Here is a 19,831-nt window from a genome sequence, read left to right as displayed (position 1 = left end):
AAGTTGCGTCAATGTCATGGTCGTTACGCAATGGCCTTTTACTCGCGGAATTCGGGGACTATATCGCGGGGGCCGTGACTATCGCACAATCAGCCTTTTCCACCCGATCCTGCCCCTATGGCGCTGAGGCGCTGCGGGAGGCGGCCCTGCTCATCCGCGCCGGGGAACCGGTCGCCGTTCCCACCGAAACCGTCTATGGCCTGGCCGCTGACGCCACCGACAGCAGCGCGGTCGCCGCCATCTACAGCGCGAAGGGGCGGCCCAGCTTCAACCCGCTGATCGTCCATGTCGCCGATCGCGACATGGCGCAAAGGCTGGCGGATTTCTCGCCCGTCGCCGCGAAGCTGGCCGACCGCTTCTGGCCCGGCCCGCTGACGCTGGTGTTGCCCGTGCGCGCCGACAGCGGCCTGTCGCCGCTCGTCATGGCCGGTCTGTCGACCGTGGCGCTGCGCCTGCCCGCTCATCCGGCGATGCGCGCGCTGATCCGCGAGAGCGGTTGCCCCCTCGCCGCTCCCTCCGCCAACCGCAGCGGATCGATCAGCCCGACCCGCGCCGAACATGTGCTCGCCAGCCTGAATGGCAAAATTCGCATGATCTTGGACGAAGGTCCGACCAGCGAGGGGCTGGAATCCACCATTGCCGCGCCGGAAGCCGATCGCGTCCGCCTGCTGCGTCCCGGCCCAGTGACGGCCGCGATGCTGGAGGAAGCGACCGGCCTGCCCGTCACGACCGGCGGCGACGCGAAGATCGAGGCGCCCGGCCAGCTCGAAAGCCATTACGCCCCGTCAAAGCCGGTGCGGCTGGATGCGCTGCGCGCGGAGAAGGATGAATATCTGATCGGTTTCGGGCTGATGCCCTGCCATATCAATCTCAGCCCGGAGGCCGATTTGCGGGAAGCCGCCGCCAATCTGTTCGCCGCCCTGCACATCGCCGATGCCAGCGCCACGCCGCGCATCGCCGTGGCGCCCATCCCGATCGAGGGGATAGGCGCCGCGATCAACGACCGGCTGAAACGCGCGGCCGCCTGATCCGGCCTGATCTCTGGGCGGTCAATCCGTCAACCGCAATTACCGTAACCGGCCTCGCGGCACTGCTTGCGCCGTTCCTTGTCCGCTTTCTTCCGCTCCTTGCCTTCGCGCGCTTCCTGCTTGCGCATCTTGCGGCCATAATTGCGGTCGGCCTCTTCTTGGCTCGTCGTCGTCCAGTCGACCACCTGCGATCCGGCCCGCACCGGCGCCGTCACCACATTCGCCACCGTCCGCACGCAACCGGGCAAAGCCAGCAACAGCATCGGCGCGGCGATCAGCATCATCTTCTTCATCATCAGTCCCCCGACCATCGGTTCGCCGCGTCCTTACCATGGTTCAGATGAACCACCGACTAAGGACGCCACAAAACAGGACGGACCGTTGGAAGAGGATTTAAAGCCCCCTTACCCTTCGATCCGCGCCGCAAAGCCCTTGCGCAGCTTGGCCAGCTTGGGCGGGATCACCGCCATGCAATAGGGGTTCTGGTCGCCGACCCGGTCCCAATATTTCTGGTGATAATCCTCCGCCGGATACCAGGGCGCGTCCGGCTCGATCGCAGTGACGATCGGGTCGTTCTGGTCTGCCTGCGCCCGCTCGATCCCGGCGCGCGCTTCCGCTTCCTGTTCCGCCGAATGGGGGAAGATGGCGGACCGATATTGGGTGCCGATATCATTGCCCTGCCGGTTCAGCGTCGTGGGATTATGCGTCGCGAAGAAGATGTCGAGCAGGTCGGCATAGCTAATGACCGAAGGGTCATAGGTGATGCGGATCGCCTCGGCATGATCGGTCGCGCCCGAACAGACCTGCTCATAGGTCGGGTTGGGCACCTTGCCGCCAATATAGCCGCTCTCCACCCCCTCGACGCCCTTCAGATTCTGATAGACCGCCTCCGTGCACCAGAAGCAGCCCCCGGCCAGCGTCGCGATTTCCTGCGTCATAGATCATTCCCTATCCGTGTTTGGCCGCACAGATAGGGAGGATCAGGCCGCTGTTCCAGCCTCTTGGCTCGCGGCTTCCGCTTTCGCCCGCTCTTCGGCCACCAGTTCCTTGCGCGACAGCTTGCCGACCAGCGTCTTGGGCAGGTTCAGCCGCACTTCCACCTCACACACCCGTTCATGCTTGCCCAGTTGCGGGTTCAGCCAGTCCTTCAGGCCCGGCCCGTCAATCTCCGCGCCCTCGTTCAGCGTCACGAAGGCCTTGGGCTGCTCACCGCGGTACCGATCGGGCACGCCGATCACCAGTGCCTCCTTGACCGCCGGATGATGGTAGAGAACCGCTTCGACCTGGCTCGGAAACACCTTGAACCCGCCGACCGCGATCATGTCCTTCAGCCGGTCGACGATCTTCACATAGCCGTCCTCGTCGATGATGCCCACGTCACCGGTGCGCACAAACTCGCCGACGAACACCTGCGCGTCCGCATCGGGCCGGTTCCAATAGCCCTTCATGATTTGCGGTCCAGCAAAGAGCAGTTCGCCCGGTTCGCCCTCCGGCGGCGGCTTCGTGGGATCTTCCCGGTCGACCAGCTTGACCCGCGTGCCCGGCACCGGCTGTCCCACCGTCCCGGTCTTGTTCAGCCCTTCATAGGGATTGGAACAGACGATCGGGCTGGTTTCGGTCAGGCCATAGCCCTCGATCAGCTTGGCGCCCGTCGCCGCCTCGAACTTCTGCTTCACCTCCAGCGGCAGCGGCGCCCCGCCGGAAATGCAGGCCCGCAGCGACGAGAAATCGACATTGCGGATCGCGGGATGGTCCAGCAGCGCCTGATACATGGTCGGCACACCCGGCAGCGACGTCGCCTTGACCCGTTGCACCGCCGCCAGCACCTGCGCCGCGTCGAAGCGGGGCAGCATCACCATCTCGCCGCCATTGATGACAGTGCGGTTGAGCGTGCAGGTATTGGCGAACACATGAAAGAAAGGCAGCACCGCGATGATCCGGTCGGCCTCATTGGCGTGCGGATCGATCGCCTGCGCCTGCCGCGCATTGGCGGTCAGATTCTGGTGCGTCAGCATCGCCCCTTTGGGCGTGCCCGTGGTGCCGCCGGTATATTGCAGCAGCGCGATGTCATTGACCGGGTCGATCTGCGCCACCGCGCAATCGCCCTTGTTCGCCATGAAGCGATCATAGCGGATCACGCGCGGATCATCGGGCAGCGGCGTGCATTCGCTCGCCTTGAACCAGCGGAACAGCAGCGACTTTACCGGCGACAGCACCTCGGCGACCGATCCGACGATCAGCGTCTCCAGCGTGCTTTCCTCCAGCACCTTGAGCGCGGTCGGCAACAGCGCCTTGGCCGACAAAGTGAACAGGATCTTCGTGCCGCTATCCTCGACCTGATGCTCCAGTTCGGCGGCGGTATAGAGGGGGGAGAAATTGACGACGATCGCGCCAGCCATCAGCGCGCCATAATAGGCCGCGACATAATGGGGCGTGTTGGGCAGATACAGGCCGACCCGGTCGCCCTTCTTCACCCCCCGCGCCTGCAATCCACAGGCGATACGGCGGATCTGATCATGCATCTCGCCATAGCTGAACTTTCGGCCCATGAAGTCGATCATGGGGGCATGGGGATGCGCCTTGACGCTTGTCTCCACCATCTCTCCCATCGACATCGGGGTGAATGTCTGGTCCCAGCCCGACGGGTGCTGGTACCGCTCTCTCCAGATTTTTTCTATCTTCTCCATGCCCGAAGTCTATGGGCATGACGCACTTTACGCAAGCGTCAACCAACGCAAAAAGGGCCGCGCCGAAATGCCGGCGCGGCCCTTAAAATTGCTGCATCGCAGCGACTTAGAACAAGCCGCCGATGACGCTACGGCATCACGCCTCGCCCTTGTTCCCGCCGAACGGGTCCAGGATCGTGGCACTGCCGGAAATGAAGACGGACTCGCTCTTGAGCGCATCCTCCGCGCGGCGCGCGGCGTCGTCGCGCTCGCGGCGCAGCTCGTTGATCAGCGCCTCACGGTCGCCATCCAGACGCGAATCGGTCGGCGCCTCGATGCCCGCCTTCTTCGCGGCCTTGGTCACCAGACCGTCCAGTTCGCGCTGCGAACACAGGCCCAGCGTCACCGGGTCCTTGGGCGTGATGTTGCTGATGTTCCAGTGGGTGCGGTCGCGGATCGCCGCGATGGTCGTGCGCGTGGTGCCGATCAGCTTGCCGATCGCGCCGTCCGAAATCTCCGGATGGTTGCGCAGAATCCAGGCGATGCCGTCCGGCTTGTCCTGACGCTTGCTGACCGGGGTGTAGCGCGGCCCCTTGGTGCGACGGACCGGCTCGGGGCCCTTCAGCATCTTCAGCTTGTAATCGGGGTTGCTTTCGCCCTTGTGGATTTCATCCATGGTGATTTCATGGGCGCGCACCGGATCGCGGCCGGTATATTTGATGCTGGCGGTGTCATCGGCGATCGCCTGCACTTCCAGGATGTGGAGCCCACAGAATTCCGCGATCTGGTCAAAGCTCAGAGCGCTGTTGTCGACCAGCCAGCTGGCGGTCGCGTGGGGCATGAGAGGCTGGGACACGGGGGTCTTCTCCGGCGTAAAAACGATAAGGGCCGCCCAAGCAGGGCGGCCACGACGGATCAGAGATAGAACATCCCGCCGCATCCGGCAACAGAATCCTTGGGAAAAGCGTCAGGCCTTGGGAAAAGCGTCAGGCCGCGCTTTCCAGAACATCGGCCATGACCTCCGGGTCGATCGCGTGCAGGCCCGACAGAAACTCGCGCGCGCTGCGATCCCAGCTGAAACTGCGGCCATAGGCAGCACAGGCCGCCCGGTCGCAGGACAGCGCCTGCGTGATCGCCGCGCCCAGATCCTCCGAAAGCGCACCCGTCTCCGATGTCACGATATCGACCGGCCCCGTTACCGGATAGGCCGCGACCGGCGTACCGCAGGCCAGCGCCTCGATCATCACCAGCCCGAACGTATCGGTGCGGCTGGGGAAGACGAACACGTCCGCCCCGGCATAGGCCCCCGCCAGTTCCGTGCCGAACATCGACCCCAGAAAGCGCGCCTGCGGGTAGGCGCGCTCCAGCGCCGCGCGCGCTGGCCCGTCGCCCACCACGACCTTGGTGCCCGGATGATCGGTGGCCAGAAACGCCTCCAGATTCTTCTCGACCGCCACGCGCCCGACGTAGAGCATGATCGGCCGGGGCAGATCGGCAAAAACCGCCGGTGCCTCCGCATCGGGCGTGAAGGCGGACAGATCCACCCCCCGCCCCCACGGCCGCACCTTGGGCAGGCCATGGGCGCGCAACTGCTCGCGCACCGACCGGGTCGACACCAGCACCGCCTGCGCCGGCCCATGGAACCAGCGGATATAGCGCCAGAACCAGGCGGCAGGCAGGCCGGTCCGCTGCGCCACATAATCGGGAAAATGGGTATGATAGGCCGTGGTGAACGGCACCCCGCCGCGCAGGCACCATCGCCGCGCCGCCAGACAGAGCGGCCCTTCGGTTGCCAGATGCACCGCATCGGGCCGAAACGCCGCGATCGCCTGCCCCACCACGCCCGGCCGCACCAGCGCCAGCCGGATTTCGGGATAGGTCGGACAGGGAATGGAGCCATAAAGGTCGGGCGAGATCACCTCGACCACATGCCCCATCCGCTCCAGTTCGCCCCGGATCGTCTGCAACGTCCGCACCACGCCATTGACCTGCGGCGACCAGGCATCGGTAACGATCGCTATGCGCATTGGATGATGCTCCGTCATGACGGCTCCCGACGACTGAGAACCCGCCCGATCAAAATGAAGCCGTTCGTGCTGAGTAGAGGCTGAGCTTGTCGAAGCCTCGTATCGAAGCACCTGTCCTTCGATACGCCATTTCGGCTTCGCTCAATGCCTGCCCTGAGCGCCTGCCTTGGCAAGCAGTCGATGGGGCTACTCAGGACGAACGGGATTTATGCCGCCATCCGCGCCTTGGCGTCCAGTTCGTCCCGCTCCCGCTTGGCAATCTCGTCGGCCCAGTGCAGCACTTCCATCTGCCCGTCGCCATGCTCGACCAGAGCGGTGCAGCCCTCCACCCAGTCGCCATCATTATAATATTGTATGCCCTCGATCTCGCGCATCTCGGCATTGTGGATATGGCCACACACCACGCCGTCGACGCCGCGCGTTCCGGCTTCATGCGCCACCACTTCCTCGAAGCGGGAGATGAAGGACACGGCATTCTTGACCTTGTGCTTGGCCATCTTGCTCAGCGACCAATAGGGCAGCCCCATCCGCTGCCGCACCGCATTCACGACCACATTCAGCCGCATCAGCGTGGTGTAGGCCGCGTCCCCGACGAAGGCCAGCCAGCGATGCGCCAGCATGATCGTATCGAACTCATCGCCATGCAGCACCAGCAGCTTGCGCCCATCCGCCGTCTGGTGGATCGCCTTGCGCCGGATTTCCACCCCGCCAAAGCTCATGCCAGTGAACTGCCGGAACATCTCGTCATGATTGCCGGGGATATAGACGACCCGCGTGCCGCGCTTGGCCCGCTTCATCAGGCGCCACACCACGTCATTGTGGCTGGCAGGCCAGTAGAAACGCTTCTTCAAGCGCCATCCGTCGATGATGTCGCCCACCAGATAGATGGTGTCGCTGTCCACATTATCCAGAAAGTCGATCAGCATCGCCGCATTGCAGCCGCGCGTGCCAAGGTGAATGTCCGAAATCCAGATGGTGCGATAGCGGCGCCGTTGCCCTTCCCGCTCAGGGATATGGAAACGATCGTCCGCGCCCTCTTCCAGCTCGCCCAGAAAGGGCAGGCGCGTAATGGCATTCATGCTGCGATCCCCAAAGATCAATGTCCTCGGGAGCGATTCCTTAAGCCCGCAATGTTACAGTTCCGAAGGGAATATGACGGAAATGCTACGGTTTCCGGGGGTTTTTGGTCAATCTCTCAGCGATTACGTGACAGGAATCGCGTAATTAAACCACCCAACGCACTACTGATTGCACTACCTGCCAAAATAGCGACAGGTGCCGCAGGCGCAACGATCAGCCCCACGACAGCCCCAAGTGCAGCACCGCCTGCCAGACCAGAAGACAATTGCTCAGACCGAGCCTCGTTTGCTTCAACCGCTACAATCTGCTGATCCATATAGTTCATCTTCTATCCGATCTTAGCGGGAGCGATTATCGGCCTGATGGCAGACATAAATAGACGCACATAAAAGAATGGCGGTAACGATATAGACTGATGGAGCAGGAACGAAAGCCTTTTGGTGCCGGACGATCACCATAAACGCATAATAGACGATGATGATCCCAGCCAGGATAGCCAGCCAAATGAATAGCGCAGGATGCTCAACGTAACGGGGCCAGAGCTCCCGCAAAGCCGTGGCGATCAATGTCAGCGCATAAAATGTCAACGCCCAGGGGGTGATATCTAAAACGACATCCCACCGTGGTTGAAAGGTGCCATTGAGCGTCCACCAGAAAAGAACGAATAATGCTGAAAGAATGATCGGCCCACCCAACGGAAGACCAACTTGCCATGCCAGCCAACGCCAATTGGTTCTCATGCGCCGTCCCCCTCAAACCACCAGCACGATCTTCCCGAAATGCTCGCCCGCATCCATCCGCGCGTGCGCTTTCGCCGCATCGACCAGAGCAAACCGCTGATCCATCGCCGGCCGCAACTTCCCTTCGCCCACGAAGCTCCACACGGTCCGCATCAGTTCATCCGCGACCAGGCTCTTGAACCCGCTCGACCGCGCGCGCAGCGTCGATCCGGTGATGGTCAACCGCTTCGTCATCACCGCCGGGATGAACAGGCTCGTCTTCGCCCCGCCCAGCACGGCGATCGACACATGCCGCCCATCCTCGGCCAGACAGTCCAGATTGCGCGGCACATAATCGCCGCCCACCATGTCCAGCACCGCCTGACATCCCTGCCCACCGGTGATCCGCTTCACTTCCTCGACATAATCCTGGGTCTTGTAATTGATCGCATGATCCGCGCCCCAGTCCTTCGCCTGCGCGCATTTCTCGTCCGACCCGCAAGTGACGATGATGGTCACGCCGAACAGGTTGCACAGGCGGATCGCCATCGTGCCGATGCCGCTGGTGCCGCCATGGACCAGCACTATGTCGCCCTCCACGGCATAGGCGCGCTCGAACAGGTTCGTCCAAACAGTAAACAGCGTCTCGGGCAGCCCCGCCGCCTCGGCCAGATCATAATCATCAGGCACCGGCAGGCATTGCCCCGCAGGCGCCACCGCATACTCAGCATAGCCCCCGCCCGCCAGCAGCGCGCACACCTTCTGCCCGATCAGCATGTCGACGCCGCTCCCGGCCGCGACAATGGTGCCGGCCACTTCCAGCCCCGGAATGTCGGAAGCGCCCGGCGGCGGCGGATATTTGCCCTGCCGTTGCAGCACGTCGGGCCGGTTCACGCCCGCCGCGGTAACCTTGATCAGCACCTCGCCCGGCCCCGGAACCGGAACCGGTCGCGTTTCGGGCACCAATGCTTCGGGACCGCCCGGCGCGGCGATGCCGATCGCCGTCATATCCTGTGGCACCGCAAATTTTTCCGCCATAATCGCCCCTACGGAAAGCCGCCATTTTGCTGCACCGCATCAAAATCGACAGTCGGAGCGCGCGACCTTATTGACAGAGTGGGCGACAGGGTCAACATTGCGATTCATGGACTTGGAAGACTATCTGCCGCGAAAGGGAGATGATCCGCTGGCCCGCCTGCTGACACAGGATCTGGGGCCGCTTTCCGTGGCTGAACTGGAAAGCCGCGTCGCCGCCCTCGAAGCGGAGATCGCGCGCACCAAAGCAAAGATTGAAGGCGCCGTTAACCACAAGGCAACTGCCGAGGCGCTATTCAAGAGATGAACCGGCGCCATGCTCCTAACGAATTATATCGTTCATCCGGGCATGGGCAGTCTGGCAATTCCGGCGGTCGGGGGCACGCCCTTGATCCGTCGTCGAGCAATGCCGACATAGGGTTCAAGGTCGCTCCCGATGGGAGCTTGGAGTAAAAGAATATGCCTTCATTCGCACCCGCCCTTGAAACCACATTGCACAATGCGCTGACCCATGCGTCGGAGCGCAAACATGAATATGCCACGCTGGAGCATCTCCTCCTGGCATTGATTGATGACGAACATGCGTCAAAGGTGATGCAGGCCTGCGGTGTGGAACTGGGCGAGCTGGGCGACGCCGTCACCCATTATCTCGACACCGAACTGGACAGCCTGAAGGTCGAAGGGGCGTCGGACCCCTCCCCCACCAGCGGCTTCCAGCGCGTGGTCCAGCGCGCCATCCTGCACGTCCAGTCGTCCGGCAAGGATGAAGTGACCGGCGCCAACGTCCTGGTCGCGCTCTTTTCCGAACGCGAATCCTATGCCGTCTACTTCCTGCAACAGCAGGATATGAGCCGCCTCGATGCCGTGAGCTTCATCAGCCATGGCGTCGGCAAGGGCACGCCCGCGCCCGAGCGTCAGGAGACCAAGGGCGCTCCCGAGGAGGAAAAGAAGGTGCAGGACGGTAAAGGCAAGAAGGACAGCGCCCTCGACCAGTTCACCGTCAACCTCAATGAAAAGGCGGATCGCGGCAAGGTCGATCCGCTGATCGGCCGCACCGCCGAAGTCGAACGCACGATCCAGATCCTGTGCCGCCGGTCGAAGAACAACCCGCTCTATGTGGGTGACCCGGGCGTCGGCAAGACCGCGATCGCCGAAGGCCTCGCCCGCAAGATCATCGAAGGCGAAGTGCCCGAAGTGCTGCGCGACGCCGTCATCTACTCGCTCGACATGGGCGCGCTGCTGGCCGGCACCCGCTATCGCGGCGATTTCGAGGAGCGCCTGAAGGCAGTCGTCACCGAACTGGAGAAGATGCCGCACGCGGTCCTCTTCATCGATGAAATCCACACCGTGATCGGCGCCGGCGCCACCAGCGGCGGCGCGATGGACGCGTCGAACCTGCTGAAACCCGCGCTGTCGGGCGGCACGATCCGCTGCATCGGGTCGACCACCTACAAGGAATTCCGCAATCATTTCGAAAAGGACCGCGCCCTGCTGCGCCGGTTCCAGAAGATCGACGTCAACGAACCCACGATCGAGGACACGATCAAGATCCTCGCGGGCCTGCGCACCGCGTTCGAGGATCATCATCACGTCAAATATACGCCGGACGCGATCAAGGCGGCGGTGGAACTCAGCGCGCGCTACATCAACGACCGCAAACTGCCGGACAAGGCGATCGACGTGATCGACGAAGTCGGCGCGATGCAGATGCTGGTCGTCCCGTCCAAGCGCAAGAAGACGATCACGCCCAAGGAGATCGAGCAGGTCATCGCGACCATGGCCCGCATCCCCCCCAAGACCGTGTCGTCCGACGACAAGAGCGTGCTGGAATCGCTGACCACGGACCTCAAGCGCGTCGTCTTCGGTCAGGACAAGGCGATCGAGGTGCTCTCCTCCGCGATCAAACTGTCACGTGCGGGCCTGCGCGATCCCGACAAGCCGATCGGCAACTATCTCTTCTCCGGCCCCACGGGCGTCGGCAAGACGGAGGTGGCGCGTCAGCTCGCGACCCTGATCGGCATCCCGCTCCAGCGGTTCGACATGTCGGAATATATGGAACGCCATTCGGTCAGCCGCCTGATCGGCGCCCCTCCGGGCTATGTCGGCTATGATCAGGGCGGCCTGCTGACCGACGCGGTGGACCAGAATCCGCACAGTGTGCTGCTGCTCGATGAAATCGAAAAGGCGCACCCGGACCTGTTCAACATCCTGTTGCAGGTGATGGACAATGGCCGCCTGACCGATCACCACGGCAAGACCGTCGATTTCCGCAACACCATCCTCATCATGACCACCAATGCCGGTGCGTCGGACATGGCGAAGGAATCGATCGGTTTCGGCGAACTGACCCGCGAGGATGTACAGGAAGACGCGGTGAAGAAGCTCTTCACCCCCGAATTCCGCAACCGCCTCGATGCGATCGTGCCCTTCGGCTATCTGCCGCCGGAAATCGTCGCCCGCGTCATCGACAAGTTCGTGCTGCAACTGGAACTGCAACTGGCCGACCGCGACGTCCACATCACCCTGGATGAGGACGCCAAGGCCTGGCTCACCAAGAAGGGCTATGACAAGCTCTACGGCGCCCGCCCGATGGGCCGCCTGATGCAGGAAAAGATCAAGCAGCCGCTGGCCGAGGAACTGCTCTTCGGCAAGCTGGTCCATGGCGGCGAAGTCCATGTCCATATGAAGGAAGATGCCGACGGCGTTTCGGCCCTCGCCTTCCAGATCACCCCCGCTGCTCCCAAAAAGGGCAAGAAGGGCGGCAAGGCCAAGACGACCGAAGGCACCAAATAAGCGCCTTCCCACGAAAAACGAAAAGGGCGGCCCGAGAGGGTCGCCCTTTTCTTTTGCCTTCTCCCCTAAGGCGGGAAGGATACGAAGCCTTACGCGCGCAGCGCGTTAGGCGAAGTTGAATGAGGGGGTAGCAACGCTGCAAAATCAACATTGCCTGCCGTCGCTCCAGCCGTCTTGCCTTCCCGCAAGCCCCCGCTAGTTTCGCTCTGCATGCACCTCAAGCACCGCCTCTACAATCTGCGCCGCCGCCTTTTCGGCTCCTGGTCGATCGACGATCCGCGCCCCATTCAGGCCAGCGCGCCCTACACCTATTTCCTGCCCCCTCCCAATGAGATCGCCGCCTTGCGCCCCGGCGATCTGGTCAAGCTCGTCATCCGCAGCCATCCGCCCAGCCTCGAATGGGATGCCGAACGCATGTGGGTAGAGGTAAAGACGATCGCGCCAGACGGCTGGAGCGGCACCCTGGCGAATATACCGTCCGACATGCCCCAGCTACGCGAAGGCAGCCTCCTGCGATTCCACCCCTTCCACATCATCGACCTCCTCTTTGAAGGCAATCGCGGCATACCGCCCCGACCTGCCCGACGCGAATATTGGGACCGCTGCCTGGTCGACAATTGCGTTCTAGATGACGGCGTCCCGGTCTATTATGTCTATCGCGAAGAGCCAGACATGGCCGATGAGAATGACAAATATCCCGAGAGCGGATGGCGCATCAGGGGCGACTATCGCGACCTGACCGACGAGGAACTGGAAGCCCGTCCTTTCCAATATATCGCCATCGGCAAAGTGCTGAACGTCGATGACAGCTGGCTGCACCTGATCGATAGCCCGATCGGATCGGCATGGCTGCGCAACTTCGAAACCGGCGCCTATGAACCACTCGATGAAGAGGGCGGCCATGGCAAAGCCTGAAGCCATCCTCCTCCTCCACGGTTTCGGCGGCCACCCGCTTCAAACCGCTCTGCTCGCCCGCCGCCTGCGCGCCAAGGGCTTCGCTGTCGCGAATATCGGCTATCCCAGCTGGCGCTGGCCCATCGACCGCGTGCTGGACCATCTCCACCGCCGCCTCACCGCTTCCCCCGTCAGCGCCGCAAAGACGCTCCATTGCATCGGCCATTCCATGGGCGGCCTGATGCTGCGCGCCTATATCGCCCGCCATCGCCCCGACACTCTTGGCCGCGTGGTGATGCTCGGCACGCCCAACAGCGGCAGCGAAATCGCCGACCTTCTCTACCGCCTGCGCCTGCACCAGCCGATCCTGAACCATGCCGGCGCCCTGCTCCGCACCCGGCGCGACGCCGCAACGGAGGCGCTCTTCGGCCCCATCGATTATCCCCTCGGCATCATCGCCGGCGATCGCCCGATGATCGGCGCTATCCCCAATCCCATCTTCCGTGCCCCCAATGACGGCAAGGTCAGCGTCGCCGCCACCCATGTCGCGGGCCAGAGCGACCATCTCACCCTCCCCATCGCCCACACCGCCATGATCTACAGCCAACCTGTCGCTGATCAGGTCGCCCATTTCCTGCGCGAAGGGCATTTCCAGCGCCCCTGAAGGCGGAAGCGGCGATGATGCGGCCATCACCCCTCCCACCCCGCTCCATTCTCTGCTACACACCGCCATCCCAGAAAAAAGGTCGCATCTCTTCCGCAACGGTCAAGGAACAGATGTCGTGCATAAAATTCTGACTTCGCGCCCCGCTCGCGGCGCGCTTCTTCTTACATCCCTCACCCTTCTCGCCGCGCCGTCCACCAGCCAGCAGGCGTCAGCCCCCGTCGCCCGCTACACCATCGACGCAGGCACCATGTCCGGCATGGCGGCCATGGGCGGCGGAGGCGGCGGCATGGGTGCTGCCATGGGCATGATGATGGGCGGCGGCCGATCGCAGGCCATGCATGAACTGGTGCTGCGCCTCGGCTCCACCCGCGCGCCTGCCAGCGGCGCCCCGACCGCCGATCATTTCCTGCCCGCCAGCGTCGGCCTTGGCGCCTCCGTCCCGCTCGTCACCCCGCGCATCGTCCCCAGCGAGGAACAGGCCATCCCCGGCGAAAAGCCCAAGGGCCGCCTCCTCCTCTACTGGGGCTGCGGCGCCACGCCCGGCCCCGGCCAGCCAATCGTCATCGATTTCGCCAAGGTCGCCAAGGGCCAGATGCCCCCCGGCCTCTACATGACCGGCGCCGCCATCCCGCAAGAATGGCAGGTCCGCGCCTCCAACAGCCGCACCTATGGCGACTGGCCCAATGGCCAGACACGCAAGATGGTCCCCGCCAACGCCTCCCTGCTGGGCGACCATCGCATCGCCGGCAATTACAGCCCCGACATCGCCTTCACCCTGAAACAGGATTTCATGCCCGCCATCACCGGCCGCGCCAGTCCGGGCGCGGGCGGCACCACGAATCTCAGCTGGAACGCCCTGCCACAGGCGACCGGCTATTATGCCTGGGTGTTCGGCGCGAAGGAAAATGGCGACATGGTCTGGTGGGCCTCTTCCGCCAGCCAGGCTTTCGGCGGCCCGGTCTGGGACTGGATTTCCCCCGCATCGGTGCAAAAGCTGATCGGGCAAAAGATCGTCATGCCGCCCAGCCAGACAAGCTGCACCGTCCCCGCCGCCGTGGGGCAAACGGGCGCGGACATGCTGATGGGCAACCTCTACGCCTATGGCCCGGAGGCGAACTTCGCCTATCCGCCGCGCCCCGCCGATCCCAAGATCGCCTGGAAGCCTGAATGGATCACCCGCGTCCGCTATCGCGCCAACACCATGTGGATGCTGAACGGGCCGGATATGGGCGCGATGATGGGCGAGGCTGGCGACGAAGAAGCTGATGCGAGCGACGCCGCCGCCCAGCCGAAGAAAAAGAAGAAATGCGGCGGCGGCCTTGGCGGCATGCTGAGCGGCGCCATGGGCGTGGGCTGTTAGGCGTATAAGCATCGTGCTCCTGCGCAGGCAGGAGCACGATTGCAACCTTTCAACCGGGCTCGCACGTCACACCCCGCAAAGCCACTGGCGCAGGCATCCCGCTTGCGCCACCTTGCCGCCATCCCGATTCCGCACGGAGCCCCCCGATGACCCTCGACCTCGTCTTCTACACCAACCCCATGTCGCGCGGACAGATTGCCCGCTGGATGCTGGAGGAGGTCGGCGAAGTCTATGAAACGGTGCTGCTCGACTATGGTACCACGATGAAGGCGGCCGACTATCGCGCGATCAACCCGATGGGGAAGGTGCCCGCCATCGTCCATCAGGGGAAGACCGTCACCGAATGCGCGGCCATCTGCGCCTATCTGGCCGATGCCTTCCCCGCCGCCAATCTCGCCCCGCCGGTCGACCAGCGCCATGCTTATTATCGCTGGCTCTTCTTCGCCGCCGGCCCGGTCGAAGCCGCCGTCACCAACAAGGCGCTGGGCTTCGTCCTGCCCGAAGGACGCGAGCGCACCGCCGGCTATGGCAGTTTCGACGACACGATCGATGCGTTGGAAAGCGCGGTTTCCGGCGATGGTTGGATTTGCGGCGATCAGTTCACCGCAGCAGACGTCTATGTCGGGTCGCAGATCGACTGGGGCCTGATGTTCAAATCCATCCCCACCCGCCCCGCCTTCGAAGCCTATGCCGCCCGCCTGCGCGCCCGTCCCGCCTATCAGCGGCAAAAGGCAATCGACAGCGCCCTCATCGCGGAAATGCAGAAGCAAGGCTAAACCTCCACTTCCCTCTCCCTTCCAGAGAGGGAGCAGACCACTATAAACCCCCTCCCTTTCAGGGAGGAGGCAGGGAGTGGGTATCAAGCGCAGCGAGCTTCTAAGCCCTCCAACAAAAAAAGGCCCGGCGGATCGCTCCACCGGGCCTTACTCATTTCGCTATCGCCTATCGATCAGCGACGATCGCCGAACAGGCGCAGCAGGAACATGAACATGTTGATGAAGTCGAGATAGAGGTTCAGCGCCCCCATCACCACCGACTTGCCCATCATGTCGGTGCCCGCGACCTGCGCATAGATGCCCTTGATCTTCTGCGTGTCATAGGCGGTCAGGCCGGCGAAGATCAGCACGCCCAGCGCGCTGATCACCAGGCTCATCAGCCCCGACTGGAAGAACAGATTGATCAGGCTGGCGACGAACAGGCCGACCACGCCCATGATCAGGAAGGTGCCGAAGCCCGACAAATCCTTCTTGGTGGTATAGCCCCACAGGCTCAAGCCCGCAAAAGCCGCCGCCGTCGCGAAGAAGGTCTGCGCGATCGACATCTGCGTATAGACCAGGAAGATCGACGACATCGACAGGCCCATCACCGCGGCATAGGCCCAGAACAGCCCCTGCATCGCTGCCGTCGACAGGCGGGCCATGCCAAAGCTCATCACCATGACGAACGCCAGCGGCGCGAACATGATGACATATTTCAGGATGCCGGGACCAGCGAGGATCTGCAACGCCAGCCCGCTCGACGCGAACAGCATTGCGACGACGCCGGTCAGCAGCACGCCGCTCGCCATATAATTATAGACCGACAGCATATAGCGGCGCAGCCCGGCGTCGAAAGCCTCGCCGCGCGCGGCAGAGGCGCCGCCAAAGCCCGCAATGTCGGAACGGGGATCGGACCAGTTGGCCATGAAATTCTTCTCCTTCACCGGCATCTCTTTCGCCGGCCTCTCTCTATTATCGGCGCAACCGCCCTCCACTTCAAGCCAAACCCGCATCCTGAACGCTTCGTCACGCAGCGGACAGGCAAAGATATCGCATTCGGCTGGGGGCGAGGCATGGAAAGCAAGCCATCAAAAGCGCGCAAACCCACCCCCACCACACCGTCATCCCCGCTCAGGCGGGGATCCATCTCCCCCCACTTCCCCTTGCTGTCAGACTGAGGGAAAGATTCCCGATTTTACGGAAATGACGACAAGGGGTGGATTAGCGGACGGTCAAATAAATCCTCCCCAAGCAAGCTTGGGGAGGAACTAGGAAGGTCCGCTTCTGGTCATTCTTACCCGTCATGCCAGCCAAAGCTGGCATCTCAAGCGGGGGCGCCCAGCAGTTGAGCGTGACGCTTCTTCAAGCCAGTTTTGCTCTCAGTTTTCAGCCGAAGCCATCCACAATTCCTCATGCGGGAATGGATAACGAACACTTGCCGACCATTTTTGCCCGTCAATTTCGATGGCCCCCTTCTCACGACGGCTGCCTAAAAATGCTCTTAAAGCGGGTAGATCGGACGACGGGAGAAATATGCTATATCCATTGCCCTGTTTGCGCGTCGCCGGGCCTTTCAAACCGGGCCAACGCTTGGGCCACATGATCGATTGATCGGGCGCATAGTCATATGGCCATATCATGACCTCTACCTTTTCCGGCAGCCAGGGCTGAGCACCGGAACTTGAAAATCCGCGCAGTCGATCAAATGCCGTCAGCACCGCCTCTGGCAGGCTCGACCTGACATCCTCATCGTCCAGCGATCCATAAACCGTGATGTAAGCTGGCACCTTGCGCCCATAAAGGAGCAAACTGCTATCGGGCTGATCCGTTATGTTCGTTGCAGAGTAACGACCGGCGAGCATGCTCATTTCATCACCGCCAAACGCCTCGACAAGCGCGTCCTTACGGGATCGATCCAGTTTGGTCGACAGGAACCCAGACTTGGTTCGAAAAATCACCGTTCCGTCGTCATAAAGGGCGAAAGCCGGAGAGTCTGAGCCTGTCACCGCAAGCCAGGGATCAGACTGGAGCAGCACGATTAACGGACTTGGCGTCGAAGATGATCGGGCTTCGGCAAGCAAGAATGGACGATTAAAAAAGGCGATCTGACTTTTATCCGCCTTCAGCAGCACATGCTTTTCGGATGTTTCTGAATCACTGCATGCCGCCATGCCAAGACAGAGACACGCTACTACGAGCAGAGGCGATGCTATCCGGCGTTTCATCGGACAGAAGATGAACCGACCGCTGCTTCCAGGCAAGAAGCGCTCAAATCGCCCCCCCAACAAAACATCCCCCAACCGCCGCAAATCCCCCTATACCCACCCCATGCATCGCCTGTTCGTCGCCATCCGCCCGCCCGCTGATCAGCGCGCCTATCTTATCTCCCTCATGGCCGGGGTCGATGGCGCCCGCTGGCAGGACGACGCCCAACTTCACCTCACCCTGCGCTTCATCGGCGAAGTCGATCGCCACGGCGCCAACGACATTGCCGATGCTCTGACAGGCATCCGTTTCGCCCCGTTCGATATCCGCCTGTCGGGCGTGGGCAGTTTCGATCGCAAGGGCGTGGTCGACACGCTCTGGGCCGGCGTCCAGCCGCGCGATCCACTCGCCGCGCTCCACAAGAAAGTCGACCGTGCCTGCGTCTCGACCGGTCTGGAACCGGAAAGCCGCGCCTATCTGCCCCATGTCACGCTCGCCCGCTTCGGCCGCACGGGCGCCTTCATCGATCCCTTCCTCGCCCGCCATGCCGGCCTTGCCGCCGCGCCCTTCCGCGTCGACGGCTTCACCCTCTATGAAAGCCGGATCGGCCATGGCGGCGCGACCTATCATCCGGTTGAGGAATATCCCGCCACCGCCTGAACGAGAAAAGGCCCCGGACCGCCATCATGGGCGATCCGGGGCCTTTTGCGCATAATCCGCCCGAAGGCTCCTTTACTTGGCCGACAGCACGCCGCATGCCGCACGCCCACCGGCATTGCCGGTCGGGTCAGTCTGATAATCATCGGCCTGCGCATGGATCACGATCGCCGCACCGTCGGCATCCAGCAACGGCGTGGCGCCTTCGCTGATGGTGCCGGCGGGCACGATATATTCGATCGCGCCGGTGCCATCCGGGCCGACCGTCATATTGGGCATGTCGCCCATATGCGGACCGGCCGGATTATCCTTGCCATGCTTGTGCGCGGTCGGGTTCCAGTGGCCACCCGCGCTGGTGAAGTCGGGGCCGACGCACTGGCCGGTCGTATGGATATGCACCGCGTGAATGCCGGGCGTCACGCCCACCGCCTTCACCAGCACATGCAGCCCATCCGCCGCCTGGGTCACGGTGGCGGTGCCGCGCGCGGCACCATCGCCCGCCGCCAGCTTGGCCGAAGCGGTGGGGGCAGCGGCGCTGTCGCCGGTGGTCGCACAGGCGGACGCCGCAAGGGCAAGAGGCAGGGCGGCAAGAAGCGGAACGATTTTCATGACAAACTCCCGGGAAAGGGCAAGGCAGCTACGCGAACGCGGCAAGGCGCTTTTTGTTGCCCATTCGCACCGATTTGTCACGTCCCTAACCTACTGATTTTCATTAGCCCAGCCCTACCCACTCCCCTGCCCCGCTGCTCAGGCCGCCGCCGGCACCGCCGCTTCCGCCCGCCGCAACTGCAGCCGCAACTGCATCAGCCGCCGCCGCGCCCGGATCGCCCCGGCATCCGTCTCCAATATCGCCGGCCGCGCGTCCCAGAAATCCTGCCCGTTCAGCGCCGCCTGCGCCGCCTCGATCATCGGCTCATCCTCCTCGACGAACACCTGCCGCGCCAGCGCCGCCGCTTCGGGCGTCACTTCATGGTCGAAGAAATAATGCGAACTTTCCTGCGTTTCGGGCGTGATGATATGGGGATTGGTCATGTGCGGGATCAACATGTCCTGCCGCCCGCTCCCGGCCCGCGCCAGTCCGACCGTCAGCGCCATGCTGGCCGGCGCATGCCAGCACATATGCAACCACTGGTCGATCCGCTCGCCCGGCACCAGCATCGACTCCGCCCACATCGGCGCGGCGACATCGGTCATGTCCCAATTGTTCCAGATCGCGCCGCTCTCATCCTTCGTCACCGACTGTCGCCCGGCAAAGATCGATCCGTTCACGCCAAAGCTTTTGACATGCAGGAATTCGGCATGGGTCAGGTCCATCAGATTGTCGGTCAGCAATTCATAATGGCCCCGGATGACCATGCTGCTGCGCTGCATCCCCGGCCGGTCGACAAAGGCGAAATCGGGGATCAGCGCCGGATCGGCCATCGCCGGCCCGCCCGGCCAGAACCACAGGCCGCGATGCCAATGGACCACCGGCATGGTGCGCGCCCGCACATGCGCGGGCGGCGGCGCGGGAAAGGGATTATGGACACAGGCGCCGCTGCGATCGAAACCCAGCCCATGATAGGGGCAATGGATCACCCCCGCCTCGTCCAGCCGCCCCTTGCTCAGCGGCACGAACCGATGGGGACAGCGATCGATCAGCATCGCATAGCCGCCATCGGGCAACCCGGCGATCAGCCATTGTTCATCCAGCAACCGGCGCGACAGCATACCACTCTCGGGCACCTCATGGTCCCAGGCCGCCATATACCAGAGATTGCGCACATAGTCCGACATCATCCTCTCCCATTGATTTTCGGAAGATGGCAGACGGCGAACAACAGGCAGCGCCGCTTCCATCCCGAAGGACTGCCCCCGATCGGGGCAAAGCGGCCTGCAGCATGACGCGCGGAATACCCCGCACCGTCTTCCCAAACGCGACCAGAGGCCGCACTACCAGGCT

The 19,831-nt window shown here is 63.0% G+C and carries 21 protein-coding genes; 8 read left to right on the top strand and 13 right to left on the bottom strand.

The annotated features are described in order from the left end of the window. The first annotated feature begins 74 nt into the window (after window positions 1-74). Entirely contained in the window at window positions 75-1,028 is a 954-nt protein-coding gene (locus tag BMY84_RS05690; RefSeq protein ID WP_093081819.1) for an L-threonylcarbamoyladenylate synthase, read from the top strand. 29 nt (window positions 1,029-1,057) lie between these two features. Here BMY84_RS05690 and BMY84_RS05685 read toward each other — a convergent pair whose 3' ends face one another. From BMY84_RS05685 to BMY84_RS05650, 9 genes are all read right to left on the bottom strand, one after another. After that, window positions 1,058-1,321: a hypothetical protein gene (locus BMY84_RS05685; RefSeq protein WP_093081818.1), complete on the bottom strand. Its 264-nt coding sequence runs from the start codon at window positions 1,319-1,321 to the stop codon at window positions 1,058-1,060. A 111-nt stretch (window positions 1,322-1,432) separates the two neighbouring features. Continuing rightward, window positions 1,433-1,966, bottom strand: a complete 534-nt coding sequence (msrA, locus tag BMY84_RS05680) for a peptide-methionine (S)-S-oxide reductase MsrA (RefSeq protein WP_093081451.1) — start codon at window positions 1,964-1,966, stop codon at window positions 1,433-1,435. 42 nt (window positions 1,967-2,008) lie between these two features. Beyond that, window positions 2,009-3,715, bottom strand: coding sequence for a long-chain-fatty-acid--CoA ligase (locus BMY84_RS05675; RefSeq protein WP_093081448.1), 1,707 nt, complete (start codon window positions 3,713-3,715; stop codon window positions 2,009-2,011). A gap of 136 nt (window positions 3,716-3,851) precedes the next feature. Continuing rightward, window positions 3,852-4,535 (bottom strand): DUF1013 domain-containing protein, encoded by a 684-nt coding sequence (locus BMY84_RS05670; protein ID WP_093018214.1) that lies wholly within the window; start codon window positions 4,533-4,535, stop codon window positions 3,852-3,854. Between the two features lie 145 nt (window positions 4,536-4,680). Then, entirely contained in the window at window positions 4,681-5,721 is a 1,041-nt protein-coding gene (locus BMY84_RS05665; RefSeq protein WP_093081446.1) for a glycosyltransferase family 4 protein, read from the bottom strand. A gap of 206 nt (window positions 5,722-5,927) precedes the next feature. Then, window positions 5,928-6,800 (bottom strand): UDP-2,3-diacylglucosamine diphosphatase, encoded by an 873-nt coding sequence (locus BMY84_RS05660; protein ID WP_093081815.1) that lies wholly within the window; start codon window positions 6,798-6,800, stop codon window positions 5,928-5,930. Window positions 6,801-6,916: 116 nt separating this feature from the next. Next, window positions 6,917-7,126, bottom strand: a complete 210-nt coding sequence (locus tag BMY84_RS29010) for a hypothetical protein (protein WP_143074991.1) — start codon at window positions 7,124-7,126, stop codon at window positions 6,917-6,919. A 13-nt stretch (window positions 7,127-7,139) separates the two neighbouring features. Further along, complete coding sequence (locus BMY84_RS05655; protein WP_143074990.1) at window positions 7,140-7,541, bottom strand: hypothetical protein; 402 nt, start codon at window positions 7,539-7,541, stop codon at window positions 7,140-7,142. Window positions 7,542-7,553: 12 nt separating this feature from the next. Continuing rightward, window positions 7,554-8,558 (bottom strand): NAD(P)H-quinone oxidoreductase, encoded by a 1,005-nt coding sequence (locus tag BMY84_RS05650; protein WP_177203903.1) that lies wholly within the window; start codon window positions 8,556-8,558, stop codon window positions 7,554-7,556. A 106-nt stretch (window positions 8,559-8,664) separates the two neighbouring features. Between BMY84_RS05650 and BMY84_RS05645 the strand changes: the two genes are divergently transcribed. From BMY84_RS05645 to BMY84_RS05620, 6 genes are all read left to right on the top strand, one after another. Continuing rightward, entirely contained in the window at window positions 8,665-8,862 is a 198-nt protein-coding gene (locus BMY84_RS05645; protein WP_093018220.1) for a DUF1192 domain-containing protein, read from the top strand. A 152-nt stretch (window positions 8,863-9,014) separates the two neighbouring features. Then, entirely contained in the window at window positions 9,015-11,348 is a 2,334-nt protein-coding gene (clpA, locus tag BMY84_RS05640) for an ATP-dependent Clp protease ATP-binding subunit ClpA (protein ID WP_093081437.1), read from the top strand. Window positions 11,349-11,558: 210 nt separating this feature from the next. Next, complete coding sequence (locus BMY84_RS05635; protein ID WP_093081435.1) at window positions 11,559-12,263, top strand: immunity protein Imm33 domain-containing protein; 705 nt, start codon at window positions 11,559-11,561, stop codon at window positions 12,261-12,263. After that, window positions 12,250-12,906 carry an esterase/lipase family protein gene (locus BMY84_RS05630; RefSeq protein WP_143074989.1) on the top strand — a complete coding sequence of 219 codons (657 nt, stop codon included), beginning with the start codon at window positions 12,250-12,252 and terminating at the stop codon, window positions 12,904-12,906. The genes BMY84_RS05635 and BMY84_RS05630 overlap by 14 nt, the downstream gene beginning before the upstream one ends. A 118-nt stretch (window positions 12,907-13,024) precedes the next feature. Next, a complete protein-coding gene (locus BMY84_RS05625; protein WP_093081431.1) occupies window positions 13,025-14,269 on the top strand; it encodes a hypothetical protein in 1,245 nt (414 codons plus the stop codon). 146 nt (window positions 14,270-14,415) lie between these two features. Next, window positions 14,416-15,045, top strand: a complete 630-nt coding sequence (locus tag BMY84_RS05620; RefSeq protein ID WP_093081428.1) for a glutathione S-transferase family protein — start codon at window positions 14,416-14,418, stop codon at window positions 15,043-15,045. A gap of 173 nt (window positions 15,046-15,218) precedes the next feature. On the opposite strand, the gene BMY84_RS05615 is transcribed toward BMY84_RS05620, so the two are convergent. Together BMY84_RS05615 and BMY84_RS05610 are read right to left on the bottom strand one after the other, a co-directional pair. Next, window positions 15,219-15,953: a Bax inhibitor-1/YccA family protein gene (locus BMY84_RS05615; protein WP_093081813.1), complete on the bottom strand. Its 735-nt coding sequence runs from the start codon at window positions 15,951-15,953 to the stop codon at window positions 15,219-15,221. Window positions 15,954-16,406: 453 nt separating this feature from the next. Beyond that, window positions 16,407-17,159 (bottom strand): hypothetical protein, encoded by a 753-nt coding sequence (locus tag BMY84_RS05610; RefSeq protein ID WP_143074988.1) that lies wholly within the window; start codon window positions 17,157-17,159, stop codon window positions 16,407-16,409. A gap of 196 nt (window positions 17,160-17,355) precedes the next feature. Here BMY84_RS05610 and thpR point away from each other — a divergent pair, with 196 nt between their 5' ends. After that, window positions 17,356-17,892: an RNA 2',3'-cyclic phosphodiesterase gene (gene thpR, locus BMY84_RS05605; protein ID WP_093081424.1), complete on the top strand. Its 537-nt coding sequence runs from the start codon at window positions 17,356-17,358 to the stop codon at window positions 17,890-17,892. 72 nt (window positions 17,893-17,964) lie between these two features. Here the strand turns inward: thpR and BMY84_RS05600 are convergent, their stop codons facing one another. Then, on the bottom strand, window positions 17,965-18,498 hold the full coding sequence (locus BMY84_RS05600) for a superoxide dismutase family protein (RefSeq protein ID WP_093018236.1): 534 nt from the start codon (window positions 18,496-18,498) through the stop codon (window positions 17,965-17,967). Window positions 18,499-18,636: 138 nt separating this feature from the next. Further along, window positions 18,637-19,668: an aromatic ring-hydroxylating dioxygenase subunit alpha gene (locus tag BMY84_RS05595; RefSeq protein WP_256215082.1), complete on the bottom strand. Its 1,032-nt coding sequence runs from the start codon at window positions 19,666-19,668 to the stop codon at window positions 18,637-18,639. Window positions 19,669-19,831: the final 163 nt, after the last annotated feature.

Source organism: Sphingobium sp. AP50, from assembly GCF_900109095.1.
GTDB lineage: Bacteria > Pseudomonadota > Alphaproteobacteria > Sphingomonadales > Sphingomonadaceae > Sphingobium.
This window is presented reverse-complemented; position numbering and strand designations above follow the sequence as displayed.